The 18,449-nt window shown below is 71.7% G+C and carries 16 protein-coding genes; 7 read left to right on the top strand and 9 right to left on the bottom strand.

All coding sequences use genetic code 11. The features are described 5' to 3' along the window. Positions 1-6 precede the first annotated feature (6 nt). On the bottom strand, positions 7-624 hold the full coding sequence (locus tag AB0J74_RS02650) for a G5 domain-containing protein (RefSeq protein WP_363443521.1): 618 nt from the start codon (positions 622-624) through the stop codon (positions 7-9). A 272-nt stretch (positions 625-896) separates the two neighbouring features. On the opposite strand from AB0J74_RS02650, the gene AB0J74_RS02655 reads away from it, so the two are divergent. Beyond that, the gene (locus AB0J74_RS02655) at positions 897-1,904 is read left to right on the top strand and encodes a hypothetical protein (protein WP_363443523.1); all 1,008 of its coding nucleotides are present in this window, start codon (positions 897-899) and stop codon (positions 1,902-1,904) included. Here AB0J74_RS02655 and AB0J74_RS02660 read toward each other — a convergent pair. The 7 genes from AB0J74_RS02660 to AB0J74_RS02690 form a co-directional block, all read right to left on the bottom strand. After that, positions 1,892-4,141, bottom strand: a complete 2,250-nt coding sequence (locus tag AB0J74_RS02660; RefSeq protein ID WP_363443525.1) for an ATP-dependent Clp protease ATP-binding subunit — start codon at positions 4,139-4,141, stop codon at positions 1,892-1,894. The two genes, AB0J74_RS02655 and AB0J74_RS02660, sit on opposite strands and share 13 nt — an antisense overlap. A gap of 208 nt (positions 4,142-4,349) precedes the next feature. Beyond that, positions 4,350-5,486 (bottom strand): aminotransferase class I/II-fold pyridoxal phosphate-dependent enzyme, encoded by a 1,137-nt coding sequence (locus AB0J74_RS02665; protein ID WP_363443527.1) that lies wholly within the window; start codon positions 5,484-5,486, stop codon positions 4,350-4,352. A 62-nt stretch (positions 5,487-5,548) separates the two neighbouring features. Then, the gene (locus AB0J74_RS02670; RefSeq protein ID WP_363443529.1) at positions 5,549-7,480 is read right to left on the bottom strand and encodes a hypothetical protein; all 1,932 of its coding nucleotides are present in this window, start codon (positions 7,478-7,480) and stop codon (positions 5,549-5,551) included. A 1,432-nt stretch (positions 7,481-8,912) separates the two neighbouring features. Then, the gene (locus AB0J74_RS02675) at positions 8,913-9,254 is read right to left on the bottom strand and encodes a hypothetical protein (protein WP_363444058.1); all 342 of its coding nucleotides are present in this window, start codon (positions 9,252-9,254) and stop codon (positions 8,913-8,915) included. 37 nt (positions 9,255-9,291) lie between these two features. Then, positions 9,292-9,510, bottom strand: a complete 219-nt coding sequence (locus AB0J74_RS02680; RefSeq protein ID WP_363443531.1) for a hypothetical protein — start codon at positions 9,508-9,510, stop codon at positions 9,292-9,294. Positions 9,511-9,581: 71 nt separating this feature from the next. Further along, the gene (locus AB0J74_RS02685) at positions 9,582-11,057 is read right to left on the bottom strand and encodes a S1 family peptidase (RefSeq protein ID WP_363443533.1); all 1,476 of its coding nucleotides are present in this window, start codon (positions 11,055-11,057) and stop codon (positions 9,582-9,584) included. Between the two features lie 86 nt (positions 11,058-11,143). Further along, complete coding sequence (locus AB0J74_RS02690) at positions 11,144-12,127, bottom strand: LysR family transcriptional regulator (protein WP_363443535.1); 984 nt, start codon at positions 12,125-12,127, stop codon at positions 11,144-11,146. 143 nt (positions 12,128-12,270) lie between these two features. Between AB0J74_RS02690 and AB0J74_RS02695 the strand changes: the two genes are divergently transcribed. The 5 genes from AB0J74_RS02695 (at position 12,271) to AB0J74_RS02715 (ending at position 16,680) form a co-directional block, all read left to right on the top strand. After that, the gene (locus AB0J74_RS02695) at positions 12,271-12,894 is read left to right on the top strand and encodes a DUF998 domain-containing protein (RefSeq protein ID WP_363443537.1); all 624 of its coding nucleotides are present in this window, start codon (positions 12,271-12,273) and stop codon (positions 12,892-12,894) included. A 24-nt stretch (positions 12,895-12,918) separates the two neighbouring features. Further along, complete coding sequence (locus tag AB0J74_RS02700) at positions 12,919-13,290, top strand: YciI family protein (RefSeq protein WP_363443539.1); 372 nt, start codon at positions 12,919-12,921, stop codon at positions 13,288-13,290. A gap of 50 nt (positions 13,291-13,340) precedes the next feature. Beyond that, entirely contained in the window at positions 13,341-14,561 is a 1,221-nt protein-coding gene (locus AB0J74_RS02705) for a DUF6596 domain-containing protein (RefSeq protein WP_363443541.1), read from the top strand. Between the two features lie 63 nt (positions 14,562-14,624). Further along, positions 14,625-15,941 carry a M20/M25/M40 family metallo-hydrolase gene (locus AB0J74_RS02710; RefSeq protein ID WP_363443543.1) on the top strand — a complete coding sequence of 439 codons (1,317 nt, stop codon included), beginning with the start codon at positions 14,625-14,627 and terminating at the stop codon, positions 15,939-15,941. Positions 15,942-15,975: 34 nt separating this feature from the next. Next, positions 15,976-16,680 carry a hypothetical protein gene (locus AB0J74_RS02715; RefSeq protein WP_363443545.1) on the top strand — a complete coding sequence of 235 codons (705 nt, stop codon included), beginning with the start codon at positions 15,976-15,978 and terminating at the stop codon, positions 16,678-16,680. A gap of 30 nt (positions 16,681-16,710) precedes the next feature. On the opposite strand, the gene AB0J74_RS02720 is transcribed toward AB0J74_RS02715, so the two are convergent. Continuing rightward, positions 16,711-16,902 carry a DUF5703 family protein gene (locus AB0J74_RS02720; RefSeq protein WP_116073863.1) on the bottom strand — a complete coding sequence of 64 codons (192 nt, stop codon included), beginning with the start codon at positions 16,900-16,902 and terminating at the stop codon, positions 16,711-16,713. A gap of 197 nt (positions 16,903-17,099) precedes the next feature. Here AB0J74_RS02720 and mshC point away from each other — a divergent pair, with 197 nt between their 5' ends. Next, positions 17,100-18,359, top strand: coding sequence for a cysteine--1-D-myo-inosityl 2-amino-2-deoxy-alpha-D-glucopyranoside ligase (gene mshC / locus AB0J74_RS02725; protein WP_363443547.1), 1,260 nt, complete (start codon positions 17,100-17,102; stop codon positions 18,357-18,359). The last annotated feature ends 90 nt before the right edge of the window (positions 18,360-18,449 follow it).

An 18,449-nucleotide genomic window follows, 5' to 3' on the forward strand; every position in this document is an offset into this window, starting at 1 on the left:
CGCCGGTCAGGAGTCGCAGCCGATGCCGTCGCCGTCGCGGTCCAGGTCGTAGATGTCCGACCCGATGACCCTGACCGGACCCTGGACGTACGCCGGCCCGTTGCCGCCGCCGCCCGAACAGTCCACATCGGACGCTATCGGCACGCAGCCACTGTAGTTCGGGTCGCACGCGCGGGTGCTGGTCTTCGTGCCGACGGCGACGACCTGGGTCACCGGCGCCTTGGTGATAGTCGAGCTGACCTGCTTCTTCGCGGTCTGCTTCCCGTCGGTGTAGGTCACCTCGTAGGTGATCGTCCGCTGCCCGGCGACGCCCTTGGTGCGCACCTTCTTGGTGCCCGAGGCCAGGCTGGAGTCCTTCACCGTCCGGGTCGAGAACGCGATCCGCTGTGTCTCGCGGACCATCTTCTTCTCCACGACCGGCTGCGCGGGCGCCTCGGTGGTCGGCTCGGCCTCGGGGGTCTGCGCTGCGGAGGTCTCCGGGGCGGCCGTTCCCAGGCCGGCCGGGATCGGCACCGCCACGTCGACCGGTCGCGTCGCGGTGTCCTGCGGACTGCCGCAGCCCGCGACGAACACCACTGCCGCGACGACCGCCAGCAACCCGAGTCGCGCCCCTCGATACGTCATCGTCGCAGTCTGCCGATGATCCATGCGGGAAACGACAAGCGGTCGTGCGGACTCTGACGCTCAAGTGACACGTCCCGCCGCCGGCCCGGCGGTAGCCGCCAACCGATCGACGTGATCAACCTCGGACATCCGGCCGTACGGCTGACAAGACATTCGGCCGATCCGGGGTACGCGGAAATCCGGTCGCCGGCACCTGAGTGCCCGGCTCGGTGGCTGACCAGGTGCGTGCCGGGGGTAGGTTCGGAGCAGTCGCCGACCCCGGGAGGACTGCCATGACGGAGGAACTGTCGCGGCGGCGGCCGCGCTCGGGGCGGGCGCGCAAGCGGGCCATCCGGGCGCATGCCGCGCGGTCCGGTCTGCCCTACTCGATCGCGGCCCGGCAGATCGCCGCGGGCCTCGGCGCGGGCGAGACGCCCGGCACGCACGGCCGCACGGTGTACCCGATCGCCTTCAACGGCCGCGGATCGCTCGGCCTGCGCGCCGCCCGCCCGGCGGCCGAGCAACTCGCCGACGCCCGCCTGGCCGCCCGCCTCCCGCTGGGCCGGGCCGAGCACCTGGTCGGGCGCTTCCCACCGGGCGAGGCCGGCCACGGCCCCTGCTACGCGGGCGCCGGCCGCGCCGACCTGCTCGCGATGCTCTACCTGGTCGCCGCGGGGTACGGGCACACCGCGGACGGCCGTGCCCGGTCCGCCGGCACCGGCGAGCACACCCTGGACCGTCATGCCCGGTCCGCCGGCACCGGCGAGCACACCGCGGACCGTCATGCCCGGCCCACGGGGACCGGCGACGACACCGCGGACCGTCATGCCCGGCCCACGGGGACCGGCGACGACACCGCGGACGGCCGGGCCTGGGCGGCCGAGACCGGCCAGGAGACCGCGGTCGACCTGGTCTGCGGTGACCTCGACCGGGCCGCTCGGCGCCTGCTCGACGGCGACTGGACGATCCTCTGGGACCGCATCGACGCGGCCCTGACCGGCGGCCGCGGCGCCCGGCTCCGCGACGCGTTCCGCGCCTTCCGCGACGAGGCCGGCGCGCCGTGGACCGGCGTACGCCAGATTCTGGACGCGCTCCTCGTGGTTGCCGACGACGGGCACGCGGCCGGCACCCGGGTCCGCACGCCGGCCGGGGCCGAGGGGTCGATCGTCGGCGCCTGGTGGGCCGCCGCCGGGCCGCCGACCGGCTACGACGTGTGGTTCGACGGCGCCGCCGGGCCGCGGCGGATGCGGCCCGGCGACATCGTCGTGCTGGCGGGGCAGGAGACCGGCTACCCGACCTGACCGACGGCGGGCTCGCCGACCCGGAACTCCAACTCGGAGTCGGGGCAGTCGACCACCACCCGCTGGCCCGGCCGGAGTTCCTCGAACAGGATCCGCTCCGACAGGGCGTCCTCGACCGCGGTCTGGATCGTGCGGCGCAACGGCCGGGCACCCCACGCCGGGTCGAAGCCGAGCCGCACCAGGTGGGCCCGGGCCCGGTCGGTCACCTCCAGTGTCATGTCGCGGGCCGCCAACCGCTGCGCCACCTGGGCCAGCATCAGGTCGGCGATGGAGCCCAACTCGGCCTCGGTGAGCTGCCGGAAGATCACCGTCTCGTCGATCCGGTTGAGCAGCTCCGGGCGGAACTGGCGCGCGAGCTCGTCGCGTACCAACCGCTTGACGTGCTCGTCACCACCCACGCTGTTGAAGCCGACCGGAAGAGCCCGCGCCAGGTCCCGGGCGCCGAGGTTGGTGGTCAGGATGATCACCGTGTTCCGGAAGTCGACCTTGCGGCCCTGCCCGTCGGTCAGCGCGCCGTCCTCGAGCACCTGCAGCAGCGTGTGGAACACGTCCGGGTGGGCCTTCTCCACCTCGTCGAAGAGCACGACCGAGAACGGCCGGCGGCGCACCCGCTCGGTGAGCTGGCCGCCCTCGTCGTGACCGACGTATCCGGGTGGCGCGCCGACCAGCCGCGACACCGTGTGCCGGTCGTGGAACTCCGACATGTCGAGCTGGATCAGCGCGTCCTCGGTGCCGAACAGGAACTCGGCCAGCGCTCGGCACAGGTCGGTCTTGCCCACGCCGGTGGGTCCCGCGAAGATGAACGACCCGGCGGGGCGGCGCGGGTCCTTCAAACCGGCACGGGTACGCCGGATCGCCCGCGCGACCGCGCCGACGGCCTCGTCCTGCCCGACGACGCGGCCGTGCAACTCCTCCTCCATGGTGGCGAGCCGCTGGCTCTCGGCCGCGGTCAACCGCCGCACCGGCACGCCCGTCCAGTCGGCCAGCACCTCCGCGATGTCGTCGGCGCCGACCTCGGCCCCCGCCGGCAGCCCGCGCAGGTGGGTGCGCGCGCCGGCCTCGTCGATCAGGTCGATCGCCTTGTCGGGCAGGAACCGGTCGGCGACGTAGCGGTCCGCCAGGGTCGCGGCCGCGACCAGGGCGGCGTCGGTGAACACCACCCGGTGGTGCGCTTCGTAGTGGTGCCGCAGGCCGGTGAGGATCGCGACCGTCTCCGGCACCGTCGGCTCACCCATCGCGACCGGCTGGAACCGCCGTTCCAGGGCGGCGTCGCGGGTGAGGATCCGCCGGTACTCGTCGGTGGTGGTGGCGCCGATCAGCTGCAGCTCGGGGCGGGCCAGCAGCGGCTTGAGGATCGACGCGGCGTCCAGCGCGCCCTCCGCGGCACCGGCGCCGACCATCGTGTGGATCTCGTCGACGAACAGGATGATGTCGCCGCGGCCGCGTACCTCCTTGACCACCTTCTTGAGACGTTCCTCGAAGTCGCCCCGGTAGCGCGAACCGGCGACGAGCGCGCCCAGGTCGAGCGTGTAGAGCTGCTTGCGGCGCAACCGGTCGGGCACCTCGCCGGCGGCGATCCGCTGTGCCAGTCCCTCGACCGCCGCGGTCTTGCCGACGCCGGGCTCCCCGAGCAGGACCGGGTTGTTCTTGGTGCGCCGGCAGAGCACCCGGATCACCCGCTCGATCTCGGTCTCCCGGCCGATCACCGGGTCGAGCCGGCCGTCGCGGGCGGCCTGGGTGAGGTTGGTGCCGAACTGGTCGAGCACGGCGCTGCCGGTCGGCCCGGCCTCGTCGTCACTGCCGCGCCTGGCGAGCACCTCGATCACCTGCCGGCGGACGGCCGCGGCGTCGGCGCCGAGGCCGGCCAGCACCTGGGCGCCGACCCCGCCGCCGTCGCGGACCAGGCCGAGCAGGATGTGCTCCGGTCCGATGTGGCCGTGGCCGAGCTGCAACGCCTCCCGCAGGGCCAGCTCCAGCACCTGGCGGGCCCGCGGCGTGAAGGGCATGTGCCCGGCCGCCACCTTGCCGCCCAGGCCGACGACCTCTTCGACCTGCTGGCGGACGGTGGACAGGGACAGGCCGAGCGCGACCAGCGCGTCGGCGCCGGCGTTGTCGCCTTCGTGGACGATGCCGAGCAGCAGGTGCTCGGTGCCGATGGTGCCGTGGTTGAGCATCCTGGCTTCTTCCTGAGCCAGCACGACGACCCGGCGGGATCTGTCGGTGAACCGTTCGAACATGCCGTCACGCCCTCGCGAGGCCCCACGCGCCTCAGTCCGGGGACGCGGCAGGGCCGCGCGGAGCTGGGGCGCTGAGTCGAAGCCTCTTGGCCGCAACGGCGGTCGGCGTGGGCGACCGCACGAGGCGCGGGCAGGCGCACTACCCGCCTAGACGGTAGCCCCACGCGGGTCGATCACGCCCGTCATGGTCGTTCGCCTACAGCGAACCTCATCGCCCGATGGCCGCCGCCATCCGGTCGACGGCCGCTTCCAGGATCTCCGCGCTCGTGCCGAAGTTGAGCCGGACGTGGCCGTCGCCCGCGGCGCCGAAGCGTGGGCCCGGCTCGAGTGCCACTCGACCCTTCTCGAAGAACAGGTCGCGCGGCGCGGCGCCGGCGCCGATGGTGGAGCAGTCCAGCCACGCCAGGAACGTCGCCTCGGGCGGCGCCCAGGAGATCTCGGGCAGCCGTTCGGCCAGCAGCCGGCCGAGCAGCGCCCGGCGGTCGTCGAGCGTGGCCAGCAACCGGTCGAGCCAGGCCGATCCCTCGGTGTAGGCGGCCACGCTGGCCAGGACCCCGAAATGCCCGACCCGCCACGGGGTGTCAGGCGGCAGGCGGTCGGCGAGAGCGGCCATCCTCGGCGACGCGGTCACCAGGGTGGCGCACTTCAGCCCGGCCAGATTCCAGGCCTTGCTCGCCGACACCAGCGACACGGCCACCGCGGCCGCGCCCGGGATCGTCAGGATCGGCGTGAACGTCGCACCGGGCAGCACCAGCGGTGCGTGGATCTCGTCGCTGACGACCGGCACGCCGTACGCCGTCGCCAGGCGCACGATCTCGGTCAGTTCCTCGCGGCTGTGTACCCGGCCGATCGGGTTGTGTGGGTTGCACAGCAGGAACGCCGCCGACTGCGCGGCGAAGGCCCGCTCCAGCCCCACGAGGTCGAGCCGCCCGTCGCGCAACGGCACCTCGTGCACCCGGCCGCCCGCCTCCGGGATCCAGCCGAAGAACGGCGGGTAGACCGGCGGGCAGATCACCACCGGGTCGCCGGGCCGCACCAGCACCCGGAGCAGTTCGACGACGCCGACCCCGACGTCGGCGACGGCGGTCACCGCGGCCGGGTCGATCTCCCAGCCCCAGCGCTCGCCGGCGAAGCCGACCAGCGCGTCGGCGAGCGTCGGCGCCGGTGCCGGGTAGCCGGTGTCGGACCGTTCGACGGCCGCACGCAGCACGGCCTGGACCGGCGGTGCGAGGTCGACGTCCATCTCGGCCACCGGCAGCGGCAACACGTCGTGCGGATGAAAGCGCCATTTCGCGCTCCGGCGCTGGCGCAACGTCTCGATCGGGGCGACAGGCAGCAGGTCCATGCGGCCCAGCCTGCCATCCCCGGGCCCACCCCGGATCTCCCCGGGGCGGGCCCGTGCGGCGGTCAGCCGACCCGGTAGGAATACAGGTCGGTGTCGACCAGCGAGAAGCGCAGCTTGATCTGCTGCCCGGCCAGGGCCGCCAGGGTCCCGCCGCCCTTCCAGCGCACCTGCGCGTCCAACCGGTCGCCCGTGACCGGGATCGACGTGTAGCCGGGTACCGTGTTTCCCGCCGCGTCGAGCACCTCGACGGTCAGCGAGCCCTTGCCGCGTACGACTGCGTTGACGTGCAGGTTCTCGCCGTCGGTCACGAGCGGCCTGGTGGTGACGGTGCCCGGGTCGCCGGCGCCCGGCGTGGCGGCGTTGGTCAGCGATACGAACCCGTCGCGGCGCCAGGTCGCCATGCCGACCCCGCTGGTGTACGGCACGGACCCGGCGACCTGTCCACCATGCCCGGCGTTGAAGGCGCCGTAGTACATCGTGATCTTCTTGTCGTCGACCACCACGTTGGACGCGGTGTAGAGCGCGCCGTCGTCCCACGCGCCCGGCAGGCCCGGCCGGATGACCGGGTCACGTACGGGCCGGCTCCAGTCGACCAGGTCGCGCGACGACGCGATCTGCGGCAGCACCGGACCGTCACCGGCCGACGCCTGCGAACCGTGTGTGAAGTTGGTGATCAGCAGGACCCAGGGGATGCCGATGTAGGTGCTCTCGTACGGCAGGACGGGCATGCCGTAGATCTGGCCCTCGAGCCCGTTCAACGCCTGCGCCGCACCGTCGTCCGCGTAGTCCCCGGCGACACCGAGGATCGGCGTGCTCCAGGTGAGAAAGTCCGTGCTGGTGGATACGAACGCCGCCCGGTCGTAGACGCCCGGGGTGCGCGAGGTGAACATCCGCTTCTTGATGGTGGCGATGTAGCGCCGCGTCTTGGCGTCCCAGGCGACCTGCGAGACGTCGCCGTCGAGCAGCACCGGCGCGGTGCTGGCCTTCGTCCAGGTGTAGCCGTCGGGGGAGAAGTAGGCGTAGTAGCCCAGCGTCTGGTTGACCACGCCGGTCTGGAACTGCAGCAACGAGAAGCGGCGATCGGCCGGCGCGCTCGGGTTGTAGGCGATCGTCCCGCCGCCCGCGATGATCAGGTTGGTCCGCGAGGCCGGGATGTCCTTGTAGCCGACGTTGCCGCGACCCAGCGGCTTGGTCCACGTCACGCCGTCCCTGCTCTCGGCGTAGCAGAGGAAGTAGCCGGGGGAGACGTCGTTGTTGCAGTCGTACCACATGCGGTAGACGTCGCCGATCTTGAACACCGACCCGTAGATGTAGGCGTTGCTCTCCCACGGGTAGGTGGCCCGGATGACCGGCTCGGGCCGCTTGTCGGCCGCGTGCACCACCCGCCCGACGTCGCTGCTGGACTCGATCCGGTAGTCGTCGAGGAACAGTTCCCGCTCGGTGCCGAGGTGCGGGTCGTAGGCGGGCGGCGCCTCGGTCAGGCTGACCTCGTCGACGTAGGACCATCCCGCGTCGGCCCCGGTGATCCGCACGGTCACCTGCGCCGTGTTGGCGGGCGCCGTGCCGGTCACGGTGACGGTCTGCCAGTCGGCGCTGTAGGTGACGTCGGCCGCCTTGACCGCCAGTTCGGCGCGGTTGAAGTCGGTGAAGGACATGGCCAGCTCCGCGGGCGTGCCGCTACGACCTTTGACCCGGGCCTTGAGCGTGTACGCGCGGTCCGGCGCGGCGACGATCCGGTCGCTGGTCAGGGTGACCGGGTTGCCCGCCGGCACGTTCACCTCCAGCGAGCCCTGACCCGCGGTGCGGTAGGCGGCGAGGTTGACGACGTTGGCGGCGCCTTCGTTGCCCTCGACACTCCAGCCGATCGGATGCCCGTCCGGGTCACCGACATCGAACCCACCGTTGGCCACCATGTTGCCGTCCTGCGGCACCCCGAGATCGACAGGCGTCTGCCCACTGGCCGCGGTCGGCACGACCAACGCCCCGACGCCCACCAGCCCGACGAGAACCCCTGTTCGGACGCGCCTGCCAGTGGCCGTGCGCCACCACCCTTTGTGCACCACGCCAACCTCCCGTGTACCCACTGTGCGGAGATCAGCAGTCCACCTGGAACACCGTTCCATGTCAATGCCGGTTGCATCATGACCATCCAACATAGACTGGGCTACTTGATCTCACCGCCAAAACAGTCCTGTGACGGCGCTTGATGGGTTGCTGGTAGCAGGGCGCAATCAGCCGGCGCTATCACCCTGACCCAGTTGTGTGGAGGCCGGCGGTGGCCGGGCCGCTCAAGCGACGGGGCGCGGCAACCGTCTTGGTCAGCCCGACGCGTGCTGGCCGAGTGGAATGACTGTCATTCAAACTGCCTGGCCAGACCTAGATCGTCGACCGACGACCCGAACTAGCCACGTAGGCCCAGAGGATCGCCGTTCCGGCCGTCAACCCAACCGAACCTGCAACCCAACGAACGAAGATCGTATCGCTCCCGAAAAAAACACTGAGTGCGATCAGCAAACACGTCAGCAGCGGGGCCACTGGGCTGGCTGTCGGCACCGGGGAAAGGCCAGAACTCGATTGGTCGGATCTACGACCGACTCGTGGCGATCTTGGAATCACTTCCCTAGCCTCTCATCGGCTAATGCTCAACGTCCAACTACATGACATCTTACGCCTTCCCTAATCAAAATCAATGCCATACTGGGCGGCGGAATTTGGGAAAGGCAATACCCTTGAATGATTTCGCCGCTTTGATCGCCGCGATAGCTGCGCTCTTGACCGCAGTGCCAGGCCTTATAACCATCTCGCGCCGGACATCCGGTCGCCAGGATCCTCCAATTGACGCTTCTGCGCCACGCGAGAACGGTTTCCCGGTGGGCCTCGCCAGCGTCGCCGCGCTTGTGCTCGGTATCGTGGCGGTGGGCCTGTTCGTCTGGCCGAGACTCAACACTGGTCCCAAGTCAGACCCAATTCCTCAAGCGGCTACTGCCGTAGTCCTTGACAGGATCGCAACGGCACCGATGTGCGCAACATTTAGCGGCAAAGGAGCGCCCCCGGACGGTACGATCTTGTGGCTTGCGGTGCTCAGTGACGAGCCTAAGTACTACTTCTTCCCCGTCCAGGTGGATGTCGACCGGTGGCGAGCGGACAACGTAACCCTGGGAGTCGTCGGTGAGGGCGCGGGCGAGCCATTCGGGATATCGGCCATTCTGGCAAACGAGTCCGCGAGTGACGCGATACGTGGCGGTGCTTTCGAATCAGGGATAAGTCAACTGCCTTCCGGGGCAACGGTAGCCGATAGCATGAATATTCGCAGAAACCAAACGAACAAGCCCTGTCCGGGATAATCGGGAAAGAGCACACCTGAGCCATGGACTGGGCTTTCCGAGCGACGCGGTCGAACAACGCACAGCCGGCCCGCGGGAGAGGTTAGGGCCCTAGCCAACGCGGGCCGTGGACGGTCGCGCCGAGGGCGGCCACCCGGCCGCGTAGCTCGCGGTCGGCGGTCACCACCACGACCGGGCGGTCAGCGCCCCGGTCGCGGACCACCGCGACGATCGCGTCGTCGCCTGAGCCCGGCGCGGAGACCACCTCGACCCCAGGCACCGGCCCGACCCCGCCGGCCCGGCCCTCGACGACCAGCACCAGATCGACCGGCGGCGGTAGGTCGCCGATCGGATGCCCGGCGGCGACCGCCGCGGCCAGGTCGTCGCGGATCCGGGTGGCCGCGGCCGCGCGGTCCCGCCACCAACCGTCAGGCCGCGAGCCCATCACGTTGGCGACGTCGACCACTACCAGCGGCGCGACCTCAGGGCTCCTCGTCGATGCTGGGCGCGCTCAGGCCGAACGCGTCCAGGGCGTCCTGCCGCTCGGCGCGGATCTCCTCCTCGCGCGCCAGCAGGGCGGCGAACTCGACGACGTGCTGTGGCTCCGGCAGTTCGGGCACCCGGCGCAGGAACGCCTCGATCTCGCGGGACGCCTCGGTGTGCGCGGCGGCGGCGCGGCGCGCGTTCTCGTGGTCGCTCATGATTCGCAACCTACCCCGCCCGCCGCGGATGATCGCGGCGGACGGGGCGGTGTGGCGGAAGCGAAACCGGGCTACGGGTTCGAGTAACCCAGCGAGTAGCTACCCGAGCCGCTGTACGCGTGCACCTGGTAGCGGTAGTAGCCGGCCGTTCCGTTGTAGGAGAGCGTCTCGTCCGCCGCCGGCGTCGTGCCCTCGGCCACCGTCACCCACGTCGACCCGCTGTACTTCTGCAGGTAGATGTCGAAGTCGGCACCGGTCGGGCCGTCCAGGCAGGCGCGGTGCGTGCCGGACAGCGACGAGTAGTAGTAGCTGCCGTTCGGCTGGTAGACGGCGCCGCCGGAGGACAGCGAACCGCTGACCGTGAACTCGTAGCCGGTGCAGCCGGTCGGCGGGGGCGGCGGGTTGCCGCCGCCGGAGGTGCGCAGCGTCAGGCCGAACGCCGAGAGGATCTCGTTGACCGGCTGGAAGTAGGTGGTGCCGCCGCTCGTGCAGTTCCCTGAACCACCCGAGGTGACGCCCTGGCCCTGCTGGCCGCTCATCCAGCCGCCGCCCGAGTCGCCGGGCTCGGCACACACGTTGGTACGGGTCAGCCCGCTCACCGAACCCTGCGAGTAGTTGACCGTCTGGTTCTTGGCACCGACCGTGCCGCAGTGCCAGCCGGTGGTGGAGCCCGACCGGCAGATCGCGGCGCCGACGGCCGCCTCGGTCGATCCGGCGACCGTCACGTTGCCGCCGCTGTAGTTGTTGACCCACGGCTGCGGCGTCCAGTTGCTGTTGACCGAGACCCACGCGTAGTCGTTGCCGGGGAAGGAGGAGCCCTGGAACGTACCCTGGGAAACCTGGTTGTAGCCCTGGGTCGTCGTGCCGCGGGTGCCGCAGTGCCCGGCGGTGACGAAGCCGCCGTCGACCGACAGGCCGACCGAGCAGCGCCCGCCGCCCATGTAGTAGGCGTCGCCCCCGCGGACGTCGTAGAGCGGGCGCGGCGCCTCGGTCGAGGCGACCACCCGCACCGCGGAAGGGTCGGCGCCGCTGGCCCGCACGAAGCGTCGGGCCGCGGGAACCGAGCGGGCCAGCACGACGACCGTGTTGGTGGTGACGTCGACATACCAGCCGGCGACGCTCGCGGCCGGCGCGCCGGTCTTGTCCAACGAAGCCTTGACCGCGTCGAGGGACGCCGAACTGCGGCCGACCACGCGGGCGGTGGCGCCGGCCGCGGTGACCTCCGCGGCCCGGGCCGGGGAGGTCACGTTGACCACGAACGAGCCGGACGGGGTGAGGTAGGCGCCGGCGAACGCGCCGCCGAGCGACTTGCGCAGCCGGGCTTCGGTGCGGCTGGCCGCGTCGTCCCTGGCGATCCGGACGCGGGCCTGGTCGGCGGTCAGGCCGAGGTCGCGCTGCATCGCGGCGAGCATGTCCGGCGACGCGGCCTCGGCGGGCGCCGGCGCGGGTGCCGGAGCCGGTTTCGCCATGGCCGGTGCGGCCATGGCTACGGTGATGCCGGCCGGCAGCAGGGTGGCTGCGGCGAGGCCGGCGAGAAGACGGTTCACGGTGCACTCCTCGGGGGCGTAAGGGAGCGAGGAAAAGCACCGTCAACGTAGCGGCGAAGAATCGATGGCGGTATATACCACCTGACTCATACCGCCGGTTCGAACTCCGGGTTGACCTGGGCGCCGAAGCCCGGGTGGCCGGCCAGCCAGGCCCGGTAGGGCGGGTTGCGGTCGAGGATGTCGGCGTAGCCGCCGGCCGCGTGCTTGATGACCCGGTCGGCGAACTGGCCGGCCTGCGCCTCGGGGTGCCAGCCCAGCAGCAGCCGCCAGCGCAGCGGCGAGCCCTTGATCGGCCGGCTGGCCAGCCCGGGCACCGGGCGGAAGGTGGCCTGGCACAGGGCGATCGCCTCGCCGGCCTCGACCAGGTCGATGCTGCCGCGCACGTCGGTCTCGTACATCTTGCGCGGGGTGAATCCCGACCGCGCGCAGGCGGCCGCGAAGCAGTCGCCGAAGCAGCCGTCGCCGGGCGCCGCCACCCAGCGCTCCTCGGCCAGGTCGGCCAGGTCGACCTCGTCGGCGGCGGCCTGGGCGTGGCCCTCGGGCAGCAGCACCCAGACCGGGTCGATCGCGATGGCGAGCCAGGACAGCCCCAGTTCGGCGCTGGGCACCGCGTCGCCGCAGACGCCGGAGAGCGCGAAGTCCAGCCGTCCCGAGAGGATCATCCGGGCCAGCTCGTCGACCGACCAGCTCACGTAGGTGGTGATCTGCGAGGTCGGCTGGTCGGCGGTCAGCCGGTGCACCAGCCGGCCGAGGATCGGGCTGTTGACGCCGCCGAGCCGGTAGCGACTCATCGCCGCGTCGCCGCCGGCCAGCCGGGCGGCCTCGTCCTGGAGCCCCTTCATCGCCGGCAACAGCACCCGGGCCCGGTCGAGCACCAACTCGCCGAGGGCGGTCGGCCGGGCGCCGCGGCGGTCGCGCTCGAACAGCGGGCCGCCGAGGGCGCGCTCGATCCGCTGGAGTTGGGCGGTCAGGGCCGGTTGGGCGAGGCCGAGCATGGAGGCGGCCTTGGTCACGCTGCCGGTCTCCGCGATGGCGGTAACCACCCTCAGGTGCCGCAGCTCCAGGTTCATAGCGTGACGGTAGGACTCCGGAAGGATCCATCGGAAGACCTTGATATGTCCTTTCAGAAAATCTGGGGCCATGTGTCGAATCCGACGGAGCCCGTTCGAGCTAGGGGTGAGAGCACCCGAACGGGCCGAAGAAGGAGATCGACATGACCACCACGACCGCCGCCGTCAGCTGCGCACCCGCCGAGCGGGTGACCAAGAGCCTGCTGGGGTACGGCGTCATCGCCGGACCGCTGTATGTCACGGTCTCGCTGGCACAGGCCTTCACGCGGGACGGATTCGACCCCAGCCGGCACGCCTGGAGCCTGTTGCAGAACGGCGACCTCGGCTGGATCCAGACCGCCAATCTGATCATTTCCGGTCTCATGGTCATCGCCGCGGCCGCCGGTGTGCGGCGCGCGGTCGGCCGCGGCGGCGTGCCGCTGGGGATCTACGGCCTCGGCATGGTCGTCGCCGGCGTCTTCCGGGCCGACCCGGGCCCGGGTTTCCCGCCCGGCAGCGCGGGCGGCACGGTCAGCTGGCACGGCCTGATCCACCTGGCGGCCGGCGGGGTCGGTTTCGTCGCCCTCGCGGCGGCCTGCTTCCTGCTCGCCGGGAGCACCGGCTTCCCGCTGCTCACCCGCGCGGTCGGGGTCGCCCTGGTCGGCACGTTCCTCGCGCTCAACGCGAGCGGCGGCGCGGCCTGGGGGATCATCGCCTTTACGGCCGCCGTGGTGCTGGTCTCGGCGTGGCTGTCCGCCGTCTCGGTCCGTTTCTACCGCTCGATCTGAAGAATGAGCCCACTAGGAGGAACCATGCGTTACGTCGTCCTGCTCACCGCCACCCGTCCGGACACGCCCCCGCCGCCGGAGCTGCTGGAAGCGATCATGAAGCTCGGTGAGGACGCCACCAGCGCCGGCGCGCTGGTCGACCAGGCCGGCCTGTCGCCGAGTTCGTTCGGCGCCCTGGTCGGGGTGTCCGGCGGCGAACTGACCGTCACCGACGGGCCGTTCGCGGAGGCCAAGGAAGTGATCAGCTATGCCGTGTACGACGTACGCGACAAAGCCGAGGCCGTCGAGTGGACCTCCCGCTTCATGCGCGTGCACCGCGACCTGTGGCCCGGCTGGGAGGGCGAGTCCCAGGTGCTCAAGGTGATGGGCCCGGAGGACTTCGCGCCACCGGCGTGATCGCGCACGTGGCAGGATCGGTGGTCGTGACGGCCGCCGATCCTGCTGTTGTGCACCGCACGGTCGAGGCGGTGTGGCGGATCGAGGCCGCCCGCATCGTCGCGGTGGTCGCCCGGCTGACCGGCGACGTCGGGCTCGCCGAGGAGATCGCCCAGGACGCCCTGGTGGTGGCGCTGGAGCAGTGGCCGCGCGACGGCGTACCCGATGACCCGGGTCCGTGGTTGCTGGCCACCGCGCGGCACCGGGCGATCGACCAGATCCGCCGCCGGCAGAACTACGCCGCGAAGCTGCAACTGGTCGGCCGGGCCACCGCGGAGACCGATGACGGCGGCTTCGACGAGGTGCTCGACACCCGGATCGGCGACGATCTCCTCAGATTGATCTTCACGGTCTGCCATCCCGACCTGCCGGCCGAGTCCCGGGTCGCGCTCACGCTGCGCTTGCTCGGTGGCCTGACGACGGCGGAGATCGCCCGGGCGTTCCTGGTGCCCGAGCCCACCATGGCCGCCCGGATCACCCGCGCGAAGAAGGCCCTGGCCGGCGTCGAGTTCGCGCTCCCGCCCGCCGAGGAGCTGGCCCCCCGCGTCGCGTCGGTCCTGGCCACGGTCTATCTGATCTTCAACGAGGGTTACGCCGCCACGGGCGGCCCGGCGTGGGCGCGGCCGGAGGTGGCCGACGAGGCGGTGCGGCTGGGCCGGCTGTTGCAGGGGTTGCTGCCCCGCGAGGCCGAGGTGCACGGGCTGGCCGCGCTGATGGAGTTGCAGGCCTCCCGGCTCCCGGCCCGCCTCGGCCCGGCCGGCCGGCCGGTGCTGCTGCCCGACCAGGACCGGCGGCGCTGGGACCGGCTGCTGATCCGGCGCGGGCTGGCCGCCCTGACCCGGGCCGGCGAACTGGGCGGCGGCTACTACACGATCCAGGCCGAGATCGCCGCCTGTCACGCCCGGGCCCGCTCGCACGAGGAGACCGACTGGGAGCGCGTCGCGGCCCTCTACGAGGTGCTGTTCCACCTGCGACCGTCGCCGGTGCTGCGGGTCAACCAGGCGGTGGCGTACGCGATGGCCGGTGATCCCGCCCGCGGCCTGGCCCTGGTCGACGCGGTCGCGGGGGAGCGGTCGCTGCGCGACTATCCACAGTTGCCGGCCGTCCGCGGCGACCTGCTGGCCCGTCTCGGCCGGGCCGACGAGGCCCGGGCGGCGTTCGCGCGCGCAGCCGAACTGACCCGCAACGATGCCGAACGGACGCTTTTCCAGGCCCGGGCCGCCGGTGGCTGAGTTATCCACAGCGAACCGTGCCCGGTCGGGCACCGCGCCCGCCGTGCTGGTAAGAAAGACCGCATGACCAGCCCCGCCCTGTCCAGTGCCGACGAGGTCGTCGACATCTGCCGCGACCTCATCCGGATCGACACCACCAACACCGGTGACACCCAGACGTCGGCGGGCGAGCGGGTGGCGGCCGAATACGTCGCGGAGATGCTGGCCGAGGTGGGTGTCGAGGCCGAGTTGCGCGAGTCCGCGCCCGGCCGGGCCAGCCTGGTCGCCCGCATCCCGGGCTCCGACCCCTCGCGCGGCGCGCTGCTCGTGCACGGCCACCTCGACGTGGTGCCGGCCGACCCGGGCGAGTGGTCCGTCGACCCGTTCGGCGGTGAGATCCGCGACGGCTACCTGTGGGGCCGCGGCGCCGTCGACATGAAGGACTTCGACGCGATGGTGCTCGCGGTGATCCGCGACTGGCAACGCCGCGGCGTCCGCCCGCCGCGCGACCTGGTGCTCGCGTTCACCGCCGACGAGGAGGCCGGTGGCGACTACGGCGCCCACTTCCTCGTCGACAACCACGCCGACCTGCTCGAGGGCTGCACCGAGGCGATCGGCGAGGTCGGCGGCTTCTCCTTCACGGTCTCCGAAGACCTGCGGCTCTACCTGATCGAGACCGCCGAAAAAGGCATCCAGTGGCTGAAGCTGACCGCGCACGGTCGCCCCGGCCACGGCTCGATGATCCACGACGACAACGCGGTCACCGCGCTGGCCGAGGCGGTCGCCCGGGTCGGCCGGCACAAGTCACCGATCGTGCTGACCGACACCGCCCGCACCTTCCTGGCCGAGGTCTCCGGCCTGCTCGGCATCGAGTTCGACCCCGCCGACCCGGAGGCGACCATCGGCAAGCTCGGCCCGATCGCCGGTTTCGTCGGCGCCACGGTGCGCAACACGGCCAACCCGACCCGGCTCGACGCGGGTTACAAGGAAAACGTCATCCCGAGCCGGGCCAGCGCCACCCTCGACTGCCGCAACCTGCCCGGCCAGGCCGAGTCGTTCCTCGCCGAGATCCGCGACCTGATCGGTCCCGACATCGACGTGGCACACATCCAGCGACAGCCCGCCGTCGAGACCACCTTCGACGGCCCGCTGGTCGACGCGATGTCGGCGGCGCTGCTGGCCGAAGACCCGGGCGCCAAGGCGGTGCCCTACATGCTGTCGGGCGGCACCGACGCCAAGGCCTGGCAGCGGCTGGGCATCCGGTGCTTCGGCTTCGCACCGCTGCGGCTCCCGCCGGACCTCAACTTCGCCAACCTGTTCCACGGCATCGACGAGCGGGTGCCCGTGGAGGGCCTCCGGTTCGGCGCGCGGGTGCTCGACCGCTTCCTCCGCAGCTGCTGATCTTCTTTCTTTCTCCCCGAGGGATGGTTTCACCATGACCGACCAACACGCTTCGCTCGACGCCGCGCTCGAGGAGGTCATCGCCGCCGCCCGGGCCCACCTGACCGCGGTCAAGGCCGCCGAGGGCCGGGTCGACGACGACGACGTGTGGCAGGCCTACGTCACGCTCAACAACGCCTCCTACGCCTACGACGAACTGCTGCTCGAAGCGTTCGGCGAGGTCACGCCCTGGGACGTCGAGTCGATCGACCCCGACGAGGTCGAGGGCCAGCTCGGCGGCATCCCGACCGTCGACGGTGTCGAGGTCCGCGACGCCCACCCGCACGTGATCTCGGTGCGGCAGCGCCGCGACTACCGGGTACCGAGCGTGATGGCCCTGGTCCGGCGGGCCGAGGAGACCCGCACCGAGGTGAGCCCCGACGAGGTCGGCGGCCCGGTGGAGACGGTCGGCGAGGCCGTGCTGGAGCTGCTCCAGGCCGGCGATGGGTCGCTCAGCGCCCTCGACGTGCCAGAGCTCGAACCGCTCGACGGCGTCGTGATGGTCAGCGAGGTGACGACCGCGCTCGACCTCGAGGTCTTCGAAGAGCACGACAGCCACGGCCCGTTCCGCCCGGCCGGCGAAGACCGCCTGGTCGGCCGCCTCGACGAGCACCCGTTCCTGCCGGGCGACCTCGACGGCGAGGTTCCCGACGAAGAGGACGACGAGGACGAAGACGGCGAGGGACGCCCGGGCGCCTGACGGCCGGTGCCCGGGGCCGAGCGCTTCGGGCTAATAGGAGAGGCCCGGTTGCGGCTTGTTGACCATGCGGCGCCGCAGAACCACCTGCCGCGTCCCGTCACGGAACAACCGCACCCGGGCCAGCTCCCACCCCGAGAACTCCGCCTGGATTGCCAGCTGCGCCTCTGCGGTCGCCCGATCGACATTCGGCGGCAACCGCAGGGGCGCGTACTCGTAGTCCATGGCACCTATCCTGCCCACTCCCAGCGGCCGGAATCCAGCCCTTCCCCCAACCAGCGCAGCCCCCGCTGCCGCGGGCCGCGCACCTGCCTACCCGAGGCGCAGCAGCCCGGTCGGCGGGACGCGCTGCCACGTCTGTCACATCGGCCCCTCCGGTTCGTCAGGTTTGATCTTGTCTCGCCTCTGGTTAGGCTGGCGGGATGCAGTCTTGGACCGGGCACGAGGTGCCGCGGTTGCCGGGTACCGGTCAACCGCTCGTGTTGTTCGACTCGGCGCGGCGCAGCGCCCACCCGACCCGGCCACAGCCGGAACCCGGGGCGACCATGTACGTCTGCGGGATCACGCCCTACGACGCGACGCATCTCGGCCACGCGGCCACAATGATCACCTTCGACCTGGTGCAGCGGGCCTGGCTCGACGCCGGGCATCCGGTGCACTACGTGCAGAACGTGACCGACATCGACGACCCGCTGCTGGAGCGGGCCGCCCGCGACGGCGAAGACTGGGTGGTCCTCGCCATGCGCGAGACCGCGCTGTTCCGGGAAGACATGGAGGCGCTGCGGCTGATCCCCCCGGCGCACTACGTCGGCGCGGTCGAGTCGATCCCGGCGATCGTCGACCGGGTGGTCGAGTTGCTCTCCGACGGCGCGGCCTACGTGCTCGACGACGGCACCGGCGACGTCTACTTCGACATCGCGGCCGCGCCCTCGTTCGGCTACGAGTCCAACCTGAGCCGCGAGGAGATGCTGGTGCTCGCGGCCGAGCGGGGCGGCGATCCGGAGCGGGCCGGCAAGCGCGACCCGCTCGACCCGCTGCTCTGGCGCGGCGCCCGCGACGGCGAGCCGGCCTGGCCGGGCGGCCCGCTCGGCCCGGGCCGGCCGGGCTGGCACATCGAGTGCGCGGTGATCGCCCTTGGCCTGCTCGGCGACACGATCGACGTGCAGGGCGGCGGCAGCGACCTGCTGTTCCCGCACCACGAGTTCTCCGCCGCGCACGCCGAGCGGCTCACCGGGCAGGGGCCGTTCGCGTCGCACTACGTGCACGCCGGCATGATCGGTCTCGACGGCGAGAAGATGTCGAAGTCGAAGGGCAACCTGGTCTTCGTCTCCCGCCTGCGGGCCGACCACGTCGACCCGATGGCGCTGCGGCTGGCGCTGATCGCCGACCACTACCGCGCCGACCGGATCTGGACCGACGACCTGCTCAAGACCGCCCAGGAGCGGCTGGGCCGCTGGCGCGCGGCCGCGTTGGCCACCGCCGGGCCGTCGGGTGCCGACCTGCTGACGGGGGTACGCGGCCGGATCGCCGACGACCTCGACACCCCGGGCGCGCTCGCGCTGGTCGACGCCTGGGCCGACGCCACGCTGGCCGGTGCCGGCGACGACCCCGACGCCCCGAAGCTGATGGCACACATGGTCGACGCCCTTCTCGGCATCACCCTGCGCCACACCGCGATCTAGAACCAGTTCCTGCTCTGCACCCCTGCAGGAAGCACCTGTCAAGCTGGGGCGCTTCCCACAGGGGTGCGGAGCAAAGCCTGGATCGGCCGC

The sequence above is a fragment of the Asanoa sp. NPDC049573 genome (genome assembly GCF_040676615.1).
Classification (GTDB): Bacteria; Actinomycetota; Actinomycetes; order Mycobacteriales; family Micromonosporaceae; genus Asanoa.